Source organism: Kitasatospora sp. NPDC057518 (assembly GCF_042802075.1).
In the GTDB taxonomy this organism is placed as follows: domain Bacteria; phylum Actinomycetota; class Actinomycetes; order Streptomycetales; family Streptomycetaceae; genus Kitasatospora.
This window is the reverse complement of the sequence record NZ_JBHVEU010000004.1, coordinates 46149-55761: the sequence shown is the minus strand read 5'-3', so window position 1 is coordinate 55761 and position 9613 is coordinate 46149. Positions and strand designations below refer to the sequence as shown.

Below are 9613 nucleotides of genomic sequence, written 5' to 3'. Positions count from 1 at the left end.
CCCCACTGGGGAGCCCGGCCTCTCGCCGTTGTGTGCTCGGACCGTCAGGCGTCGACCAGCTGCTCGCTGGGCAGCTCGACGTGGGCGCCCAGGTCGCGCAGCTTGTCCATGAAGTTCTCGTAGCCGCGGTTGATCAGGTCGATGCCGTGCACGGTCGAGGTGCCCTCGGCCGCCAGCGCCGCGATCAGGTACGAGAAGCCGCCGCGCAGGTCCGGGATGACCAGCTCGGAGCCGATCAGCTTGGACGGGCCGGAGACGACCGCGGAGTGCAGGAAGTTGCGGGCCCCGAAGCGGCACGGGGTGCCGCCCAGGCACTCGCGGTAGAGCTGGATGTGCGCGCCCATCTGGTTCAGCGCGCCGGTGAAGCCGAGCCGCGACTCGTACACCGTCTCGTGGACGATGGACAGGCCGGTGGCCTGGGTCAGCGCGACCACCAGCGGCTGCTGCCAGTCGGTCTGGAAGCCCGGGTGCACGTCGGTCTCCAGGGCGATCGCCTTGAGCTCGCCGCCGGGGTGCCAGAAGCGGATGCCCTCGTCGTCCACCTCGAAGGCGCCGCCGACCTTCCGGAAGGTGTTCAGGAAGGTCATCATCTCCAGCTGGCGGGCGCCGCGGACGTAGATGTCGCCCTTGGTCGCCAGCGCCGCGCAGGCCCAGGAGGCGGCCTCCAGGCGGTCCGGCAGCGCGCGGTGGTTGTAGCCGTTCAGCTCGTCCACACCGGTGATCAGGATCGTCCGGTCGGTGCCCAGGGTGATGATCGCGCCCATCTTCTGCAGCACGCAGATCAGGTCGACGATCTCCGGCTCGATGGCCGCGTTGCGCAGCTCGGTGACGCCCTCGGCGAGCACCGCCGTGAGCAGCACCTGCTCGGTCGCGCCGACCGAGGGGTAGGGCAGCTCGATCTTGGTGCCGCGCAGCCGCTGCGGGGCCACCAGGTAGGTGCCCTGCGGGTGCTTCTCGATGCTGGCGCCGAACTGGCGCAGCACCTCGAAGTGGAAGTCGACGGGGCGGCCGCCGATGTCGCAGCCGCCCAGGCCGGGGATGAAGGCGTGGCCGAGGCGGTGCAGCAGCGGGCCGCAGAACAGGATCGGGATCCGCGAGGAGCCGGCGTGCGCGTCGATGTCCGCGACGTTGGCGCTCTCGACGTGCGAGGGGTCGAGGATCAGCTCGCCGTCCTCGTCACCGGTGCGCACGGTCACGCCGTGCAGCTGCAGCAGGCCGCGGACCACCTTGACGTCGCGGATGTCCGGGACGTTGCGCAGTCTGCTGGGGCCCTGCCCGAGGAGGGCGGCGACCATGGCCTTGGGCACCAGGTTCTTCGCTCCGCGGACGCGGATCTCGCCTTCGAGCGGGTTTCCGCCGTGGACCAGCAGGACGTCGTCGGTCATCGTTCTCGCAATCCGGGGTGCCAGAGGAGTCGGGGGGAGGGCTCCGGGAGAGAGCCGGTGGTGGACCGGTCGTACGGGCGCGTTCGGGCCCCCGGCGAAACCGAGTCGGCACCGTATAAAGGCGTCCACCAGACGTAGATGGTAGTAGGCGTGCCGTTGGTTCCCGTGAGCCTCTCCCGTGATGGTGCTCTCTCCGGGCCCGGGCCCGCCCCCCGGTACGGCCGTACGGGTGTTCGTGGGCGTGGCCGTTTCCGGGCGTTGCGGTGTCCGAGCGGTGCGGTTCTGCGGGATCATGTGGGCATGACGGCGGCCCATTCGCACGGAGGCCGGTCCCACACCGGCCGTCTGCTCGTCGCGACGCCCCTGCTCACCGACCCGAACTTCGCGCGGGCGGTGGTGCTGCTCCTCGACCACGACGTCGAGGGGGCGCTCGGCGTGGTCCTGAACCGGCCGACGCCGGTCGAGGTGGGCAGTGTGCTGGACGGCTGGAACAGACTCGTCGGACAGCCGGCCGTGGTCTTCCAGGGCGGCCCGGTGGCGCTGGACTCGGCGCTCGGCCTCGCGGTGGCGCCGGGGGAGCCGGGCACCGGCGAGCCGCTCGGCTGGCGCCGGGTGCACGGCGCGATCGGCCTGGTGGACCTGGAGGCGCCGCCCGAGGTGCTGGCCGGCGAGCTGGGCAGCCTGCGGATCTTCGCCGGGTACGCCGGGTGGTCGCCCGGGCAGCTGGAGGCGGAGCTGGAGAGCGGCGCCTGGTACCTGGTGGACTGCGAGCCGGGGGACGTCTCCAGCCCCGAGCCGGAGCGGCTCTGGCGCTCGGTGCTGCGCCGCCAGCGCGGCCCGCTCGCCCTGCTGGCGACCTACCCGGACGACCCGACGATGAACTGAGCCGACCGGCCCGGAGCCGCGACACTGGCCGGGTTTCCGGAGGCGCCCATAGACTTGGCACCCATGAGCACTCTTGAGCCCGAGCGCGGCCTCGGCACCGGCACCCTGGTCGAGCCCGTCCCGCAGGTGTCCCACGGGGACGGCGACCACGAGCGCTTCGCGCACTACGTCCAGAAGGACAAGATCATGGAGAGCGCGCTCTCGGGGTCCCCCGTGGTGGCGCTCTGCGGCAAGGTGTGGGTGCCCGGTCGCGACCCGAAGAAGTACCCGGTCTGCCCGATGTGCAAGGAGATCTACGACGGCATCGGCAAGCCGCAGGGCGGCGACGGCGACAAGAAGTAGTCCGCGGCGCCCCGCACAACGCCGTTTTGCATAGCACCAGGGTTCCCCTGGTGGTCTATGCCAATCGTCGGGGCGTGGGCAGGATGTCGGAATGGACCTCATTCCCGCACCTTCGAGTGCCGCCCGCCGCCCGGACGAGGACTATCCGCTCGACGCCGCCACCACGCTGACCGCACCCCCCGCGCTGGCCGACGCCGAGCGCTGGCTGCGGGCCACGCTCTCCGCCGCCACCGGGCTGCCGCTCGGCCCGGGCCGGCCGGGCGCGGGCATCGAGCTGGTCCAGGACGGGACGCTCGCCGCCGAGGCGTACCGGATCACGGTGCGCCCCGGCCACGCCCTGCTCGCCGCGGGCGGCCCGGCCGGCGCGCTGTGGGGCGCGCAGACCCTGCGGCAGCTGCTCGGGCCGGACGCCTACCGCCGCTCGCCGCTGCGCCACGACGGCTGGGTGCTGCCCGGCGCCGACATCGAGGACGCCCCCCGGTTCGGCTGGCGCGGCGCGCTGCTCGACGTCGCCCGGCACTTCCTGCCCAAGGCGGACGTGCTGCGCTTCGTCGACCTGCTGGCCGCGCACAAGCTCAACGTGCTGCACCTGCACCTGACCGACGACCAGGGGTGGCGGGTCGAGATCAAGCGCTACCCGAGGCTGACCGCGCGCGGTTCCTGGCGGGACCGCTCGATGGTCGGGTACCGGGCCGGACAGCGCCGCGACGACCGCCCGCACGGCGGCTTCTACACCCAGGACGACCTGCGCGAGATCGTCGCCTACGCGGCCGCCCGCGGGATCACCGTCGTCCCGGAGATCGACCTGCCCGGCCACACCCAGGCCGCCGTCGCCGCCTACCCCGAACTGGGCAACACCGACGTGGTGGACACCGCCGCGCTCGGGGTGTGGACCGACTGGGGGGTGAGCCACAACGTGCTCAACGCCTCCGAGGAGACCCTGCGCTTCTTCGAGGGCGTGCTGGAGGAGGTCCTGGAGCTCTTCCCGTCCGAGTTCGTCCACCTCGGCGGCGACGAGTGCCCCAAGGAGCAGTGGAAGGACAGCGCCGCCGCGCAGGCGAGGATCCGCGAGCTGGGCCTGGCCAACGAGGACGAACTGCAGAGCCACCTGATCCGGCACTTCGACCGCTGGCTGGCCGAGCGCGGCCGCCGGCTGATCGGCTGGGACGAGATCCTGGAGGGCGGGCTCGCGCCCGGCGCCGCGGTCTCCTCCTGGCGCGGCTTCGGCGGCGGGATCGCCGCCGCGAAGGCCGGGCACGACGTGGTGATGTGCCCCGAGCAGCACGTCTACTTCGACCACCGGCAGGCGGACGGGCCGGACGAGCCGATCCCGGTCGGCTTCGTGCGCACGCTGGAGGACGTCTACCGGTTCGAGCCCGTCCCGAAGCAGCTGGACGAGGCCGCCGCCCGGCACGTGATCGGCACCCAGGCCAACCTGTGGAGCGAGTTCATGGACAGCGCCCGGGACATCGACTACCGGGCCTTCCCCCGGCTGGTCGCCTTCGCCGAGGTCGCCTGGTCCGCGCTGCCCGCCGAGCCGGCCGAGCGGGACTTCGCCGGTTTCGAGCGGCGGCTGACGACCCACCTGAAGGCGCTGGACGCGCTCGGCGTCGAGTACCGCCCGGCCGACGGGCCGCACCCGTGGCAGCGCTGGCCCGCCCCGGCCGGCCGGCCGATCGAGGGCCCGCCGCCGGTCCGTTAGGGCGTGTCCCGGGGGCCCTTTCCGGGGTCGCCGGGACCCCCGTGACACGCCCCGGTCGTGCTGACCGGGAACTTCTGAGCGGTCATCGGACGTCAAGAACTGATGAACATCTGCCCTGGCCCGGAGCGGGTCAGGGCAGATACCGCCCGGTATCGGTCCCAATCGGGCAGCCCCGTTCACCGGCCCCGAAATGATCATCGAGCATTGTGTGCCAGAGTTGCCCAACCCGGCCCGATCGCCCGTACCCTACGGGCCAGGCCGGGCTGCTGACGCAGGACGGCACGGCCGCAGGCCGGCGGGCGGCAGGCGATCGATGAGCAAGTGGAGCACGGTGGGACCCAGGTGAACCGGACGATCATGCTGCCGGCCTCCCTCGACGAGGCCGTCGACGCGCTGGCCGCCGCTCCGGCCGCGGTACCGGTGGCCGGAGCCACCGACCTGATGGAGGCCGTCAACGCCGGCCGGTTGCGCCCCGCCGCCCTGGTCGGCCTCGGCCGGATCACCGAACTGCGGGGCTGGCGCTACGAGGACGGCGGCACCGCCGTACTCGGCGCCGGACTCACCCACGCCCGGATGGACCGCCCCGACTTCGCCGCGCTCATCCCCGCGCTCGCCGACGCCGCCCGCACCGCCGGCCCGCCGCAGGTCCGCAACGTCGGCACCCTCGGCGGGAACATCGTCACCGCCGCCCCGGCCGGCGACACCCTCCCGGTGCTCACCGCGCTGGAGGCCGGCGTCACCCTGACCCGGGCCGGGGGCACCCGCGAGGTGCCGGTCAGTCACCTGCTCACCGGACTCGACCCGGTGCGCCCCGGCGAACTGCTCACCTGGGTGCGCGTCCCGCTGCTGCACGCCCCGCAGGTCTTCCTCAAGGCCACCGGCCGCAGCGGCCCGGCCCGCGCCACCGCCTCCGTCGCCCTCGTCCTCGACCCGGCCAGGCGCTCGGTGCGCTGCGCCGTCGGGGCCGTCGCGCCGGTGCCGCTGCGCCCGCTGGAGGCCGAGGCCTGGGTCGCCGGCTGCATCGACTGGGACGGCAGCCGGGAGATCGACCCGGCCGCGACCGCCGCCTTCGGCGAGTACGTGGCCGCCGCCTGCGTCCCCGACGACTACGGCGCCGAGGGCGCCTGGGAGGCCGTGACCGAGGGGCCGACAGCGGCCGCCGTTCGGCTGCGGCGTACCGTATCGGTGCTGGCCCGACGGGCGCTGGGAAGGGTGCTGAAGTGACCACAGACCCCATCGAGACCCTCGACGCCGACCCGCTCGGCCTCTCCCCGCAGGTCAGCCGCGAGCTGCGCCCGTGCGCCTCGTACACGCTGCGGGTCAACGGTTTCGAACGGCCCGTCACCGACGCCTGGATCGGCGAGAGCCTGCTCTACGTGCTGCGCGAGCGGCTCGGCCTGGCCGGCGCCAAGGACGGCTGCGAGCAGGGCGAGTGCGGGGCCTGCTCGGTGCAGGTGGACGGCCAGCTGGTGGCCGGCTGCCTGGTGCCCGCCGCGCTGGCCGCCGACAGCGAGATCAACACCGTCGAGGGCCTGTCGGCCGCCGGCGGCGCGAGCGCCGTCCAGCAGGCGCTGGCCGCCTCCGGCGCCGTCCAGTGCGGCTACTGCACCCCCGGCATGGCGATGGCGGTGCACGACCTGCTCCAACGCAACCACCGGCCCACCGAGGTGGAGGCCCGTCAGGCCCTGTGCGGCAACCTCTGCCGCTGCACCGGCTACCGGGGCGTGCTGGCCGCCGTCCAGACCGTCGCGGACGCCCGCGCGCTGGAGGCCGAGCAGGCGGAGGAGGCCGCCGAGGCCGCCGCCGCGCAGGCCGCCGCCGAGGCGCCGGCCGAGCCGGTCGCCGAGCCGGTCGCCGAGCCGCCCGCCGCACGGCCGGCGGAGGCGCCGATCGAGCCCGGGCAGGCCGTCGAGCCGCCGGTCTACGCCGACGCCGGGGACTGGATCGAGCACGTCCCGCAGCAGGCCGTCGAGCAGCAGCCCGTCCCGCAGCAGCCCGTCCCGCAGCAGCCCGTCGAGCAGCACGCCGTCCCGCAGCACGCCGTCGGGCAGCCGGGCGTCGGGCCGGCCCCGGCCGGAGTGCCGTACGGCGACCCCCAGGGCGGCTACGACACCGGCGTGTACGACACCACCGTGCTGGCCCCGATCCGGGACGCCATCCCCGCCCAGGCCGCCGACGAGCAGGTGTACTACCCGCCGCAGGGCTACCCCGAGCAGCCCTACCAGGCCACCCCCGCGCACGGCACCTACCTGCCCTACCCGGACGGCCACCAGCAGCAGAACGGCTACGACACCGGGTACGACGCCCCGGTCTACGAGCCCACCCCGGCGCACGGCACCCCGCTGCCCGGCGCCGGCTACGACGGCACGCCGCCGCACGGCACGCCCGCGCACGGCACCCCGCTGCCCGGCACCGGCTACGACGGCACGCCGCCGCACGGCACGCCCGCGCACGGCACCCCGCTGCCCGGCACCGTTTACGACGGCACGCCGCCGCACGGCACCCCGTACCCCGCTCCGCACCCGCACGGTGCCCCGGCCGAGGGCGGCGCCCCGGCCGGTGTCCCGTACGGGGCCACCCCCGCCCACGGCATCCGGCTCCCCGAGGACGACCACGCATCATGACGTCGCCTACCGACATCGGCGCAGCACTCCAGCAGGACGGCGGCGAGGGCGGCGCACCGGAGCCGATCGGCCTGGGCAGCTCCCCGCTGCGCGGCGACGCGCTGCCGAAGGCGCTCGGCATCTACCCGTACGCGGCCGACCTCTGGGCCGAGGGCCTGCTGTGGGGCGCGGTGCTGCGCTCGCCGCACCCGCACGCCCGGATCCGCGGCATCGACACCTCGGCCGCGCTGGCGCTGCCCGGGGTGCACGCCGTGGTCACCGCCGCCGACCTGCCGCCCGGCCCGGACGGCACCCCCGACGGCGCCCCGGCCGGGCCGATCGTCTCCGACCGGCCGGTGCTGGCCGCCGGCGTGGTGCGCCACCACGGCGAGCCGATCGCCGCGGTGGCCGCCGACCACCCGGACACCGCCCGGCTGGCGGTCGGCCTGATCGCGGTCGACTACGAGCCGCTGGAGGCCGTCACCGACCCGGAGCAGTCCTTCACCGCGCCGCCGCTGCACCCGGACGGCAACCTGTTCCGCCACCTGCCGCTGCGCACCGGCGACCCGGACGCGGTCGGCGAGATCATCGTCGAGGGCCTCTACCAGGTCGGCCGGCAGGACCCGGCCCCGCTGGGCGCCGAGGCCGGGCTGGCCGTGCCGCGCCCGGACGGCGGCGTCGAACTGCACCTGTCCTCCACCGACCCGCACGGCGACCGCGACCGCACCGCCGCCTGCCTCGGCCTGGAGCCGGACCGGGTCCGGCTGGTGGCCACCGGCGTGCCGGGTGCCACCACCGACCGCGAGGACCTCTCGTTCCAGGTCACCCTGGCCCTGCTGGCGCTGCGCACCGGCCGCCCGGTGAAGATGACGCTCACCCGCGAGGAGTCCTTCCACACCCACACCTCGCGCCACCCCGCGCTGCTGCGCTACCGCCACCACGCCGACGCCGAGGGCACGCTGGTGAAGGTCGAGGCGCAGATCCTGCTGGACGGCGGCGCCTACGCGGACGTCTCCGCCGAGGCGCTGGCCGCCGCGACGGCCTTCTCGGCCGGTCCGTACGTCTGCCCGAACGTCTTCGTGGACGCCTGGGCGGTGCGCACCAACAACCCGCCGGCCGGCCGGATGCGCGGCGAGGGCGCCCTGCAGGCCTGCTTCGCGTACGAGTCCCAGCTGGACCAGCTGGCCGCCCGGATCGGCGTGGACCCGGTGGAGATCCGCCGCCGCAACGCGATGTCCACCGGCGACCCGCTGCCCACCGGACAGGCCGTCACCTGCCCGGCGCCGGTGCGCGCCCTGCTGGACGCGGTCGCGGCCGAGCCGCTGCCGGCCCTGCCGGTGGACGACCCGGACGCCGAGTGGCTGCTGCCCGGCGGGCCCGGCGGCGCGGGCGACCCGGCGGCGGTGCGGCGCGGCATCGGCTACGCCGTCGGCATGGTGCACATGCTGGGCGCCGAGGGCGAGGACGAGGTCTCCACCGCGACGGTGCGGGTCAGCGGCGACCACGCGACGGTGATCTGCGCGGCGGTCGACGCCGGGCAGGGCTTCGCCACGCTGGCCCGGCAGATCGTGCAGACGGTGCTGGGCGTCAGCGAGGTCTACATCGCGCCGGCCGACAGCGACCAGTCGATCGCCGGGCCGTCCGCCCGCGGCCGGCACACCTGGGTCTCCGGCGGCGCCGTCGAGCGGGCCGCGCTGATGGTCCGCCACCAGCTGCTGCAGCCGATCGCGGCGAACTTCGGGATGTCGGCGGAGCTGCTCCAGATCGCCGACGGCAAGATCACCTCGTACGACGGGGTGCTCGGCATGCCGGTCGCCGAGGCGCTGGAGGGCAAGGAGCTGTGGGCGACCGCGCAGTGCCGCCCGCACCCCACCGAGCCGCTGGACGAGTCCGGGCAGGGCGACGCCTTCGTCTCCATCTCGTTCTGCGCGATGCGCGCGGTGGTGGACGTGGACATCGAGCTGGGCGCCGTCCGGGTGGTCGAGATGACCGTCGCCCAGGACGTCGGCCGGGCGTTGAACCCGCGCCAGATCGAGGACCGGATCGAGGCGGGGGTGGCCCAGGGCGTCGGCCTGGCGCTGCTGGAGGACCTGCGGACGGAGGGCGGGGTGCTGCAGAACCCCTCGCTCACCGGCTACCGGCTGCCCACCGCGCTGGACACCCCGGAGGTGCGGATCGCCGCGCTGCTGGAGGAGCGCGACGTGGTGGCCCCGTTCGGCGCGAAGGCGGTCGGCGCCGTCCCCGCGGTGGTCGCCCCGGCGGCCGTGGCCGCGGCGGTGCGCGCGGCCACCGGCCTGCCGGTCGGCCGGCTGCCGATCCGGGCGGAGGACGCCGTCACCGCCTGACCGGACTGTTCGGAAAGGCGACGGAAAGCGGTGCAAACAGCGGAAAGGAATTGCCGGCCGACTTTTCCGGGTCGACCGGCAATTCCTTTCTCCACGAGGCCATGGCGGGGATCGAACCCGCGTGTACCGCTTTGCAGACGGTTCCCTAAGCCACTCGGGCACACGGCCAGTGAATTCATAGTGGCCGATCCGGGGAGAGCGGTCAACGCTCCTTTGTAAATTCTGTATGGCAGTGTGTGCTACCGTCGGAGACCGGTGGCGGCATTTCCGCCACCCCGGACGAGCGCGTCGTACCCGGTGACGACAAGACGGCGCAGTTCAGCGGCAATCCGGCCGCTGTGGACTGCGGAG

7 protein-coding genes, 1 tRNA gene and 1 riboswitch are annotated in these 9613 nt (G+C 74.5%); of the genes, 6 read left to right on the top strand and 2 right to left on the bottom strand.

Features of this window, described 5'->3' with window-relative positions:
- Window positions 1-44: 44 nt before the first annotated feature.
- Window positions 45-1385: a UDP-N-acetylglucosamine 1-carboxyvinyltransferase gene (gene murA, locus ACFU7Z_RS00905; protein WP_049653446.1), complete on the bottom strand. Its 1341-nt coding sequence runs from the start codon at window positions 1383-1385 to the stop codon at window positions 45-47.
- Window positions 1386-1685: 300 nt separating this feature from the next.
- Here murA and ACFU7Z_RS00900 point away from each other — a divergent pair, with 300 nt between their 5' ends.
- From ACFU7Z_RS00900 to ACFU7Z_RS00875, 6 genes are all read left to right on the top strand, one after another.
- A complete protein-coding gene (locus tag ACFU7Z_RS00900; protein WP_049653449.1) occupies window positions 1686-2270 on the top strand; it encodes a YqgE/AlgH family protein in 585 nt (194 codons plus the stop codon).
- Window positions 2271-2333: 63 nt separating this feature from the next.
- A complete protein-coding gene (locus tag ACFU7Z_RS00895) occupies window positions 2334-2612 on the top strand; it encodes a DUF3039 domain-containing protein (RefSeq protein WP_049653451.1) in 279 nt (92 codons plus the stop codon).
- A gap of 91 nt (window positions 2613-2703) precedes the next feature.
- Window positions 2704-4314 carry a beta-N-acetylhexosaminidase gene (locus ACFU7Z_RS00890; protein WP_380775129.1) on the top strand — a complete coding sequence of 537 codons (1611 nt, stop codon included), beginning with the start codon at window positions 2704-2706 and terminating at the stop codon, window positions 4312-4314.
- A gap of 357 nt (window positions 4315-4671) precedes the next feature.
- Window positions 4672-5538 (top strand): xanthine dehydrogenase family protein subunit M, encoded by an 867-nt coding sequence (locus ACFU7Z_RS00885; protein WP_049659370.1) that lies wholly within the window; start codon window positions 4672-4674, stop codon window positions 5536-5538.
- Window positions 5535-6938 carry a 2Fe-2S iron-sulfur cluster-binding protein gene (locus tag ACFU7Z_RS00880; protein WP_074005026.1) on the top strand — a complete coding sequence of 468 codons (1404 nt, stop codon included), beginning with the start codon at window positions 5535-5537 and terminating at the stop codon, window positions 6936-6938. Before ACFU7Z_RS00885 ends, ACFU7Z_RS00880 begins: the two co-directional genes overlap by 4 nt.
- Entirely contained in the window at window positions 6935-9262 is a 2328-nt protein-coding gene (locus ACFU7Z_RS00875) for a xanthine dehydrogenase family protein molybdopterin-binding subunit (RefSeq protein ID WP_079272634.1), read from the top strand. Before ACFU7Z_RS00880 ends, ACFU7Z_RS00875 begins: the two co-directional genes overlap by 4 nt.
- A 96-nt stretch (window positions 9263-9358) precedes the next feature.
- Here ACFU7Z_RS00875 and ACFU7Z_RS00870 read toward each other — a convergent pair.
- A tRNA-Cys gene (locus ACFU7Z_RS00870) sits at window positions 9359-9430 on the bottom strand.
- Between the two features lie 84 nt (window positions 9431-9514).
- Window positions 9515-9580: riboswitch (guanidine-III (ykkC-III) riboswitch) on the top strand.
- Window positions 9581-9613: the final 33 nt, after the last annotated feature.

What these genes read in the sequence shown, in the direction of transcription:
- murA (WP_049653446.1), bottom strand. Translation starts at nt 1,385, where the DNA reads ATGACCGACGACGTCCTGCTGGTCCACGGCGGAAACCCGCTCGAAGGC.
- ACFU7Z_RS00900 (WP_049653449.1), top strand. Translation starts at nt 1,686, where the DNA reads ATGACGGCGGCCCATTCGCACGGAGGCCGGTCCCACACCGGCCGTCTG.
- ACFU7Z_RS00895 (WP_049653451.1), top strand. Translation starts at nt 2,334, where the DNA reads ATGAGCACTCTTGAGCCCGAGCGCGGCCTCGGCACCGGCACCCTGGTC.
- ACFU7Z_RS00890 (WP_380775129.1), top strand. Translation starts at nt 2,704, where the DNA reads ATGGACCTCATTCCCGCACCTTCGAGTGCCGCCCGCCGCCCGGACGAG.
- ACFU7Z_RS00885 (WP_049659370.1), top strand. Translation starts at nt 4,672, where the DNA reads ATGCTGCCGGCCTCCCTCGACGAGGCCGTCGACGCGCTGGCCGCCGCT.
- ACFU7Z_RS00875 (WP_079272634.1), top strand. Translation starts at nt 6,935, where the DNA reads ATGACGTCGCCTACCGACATCGGCGCAGCACTCCAGCAGGACGGCGGC.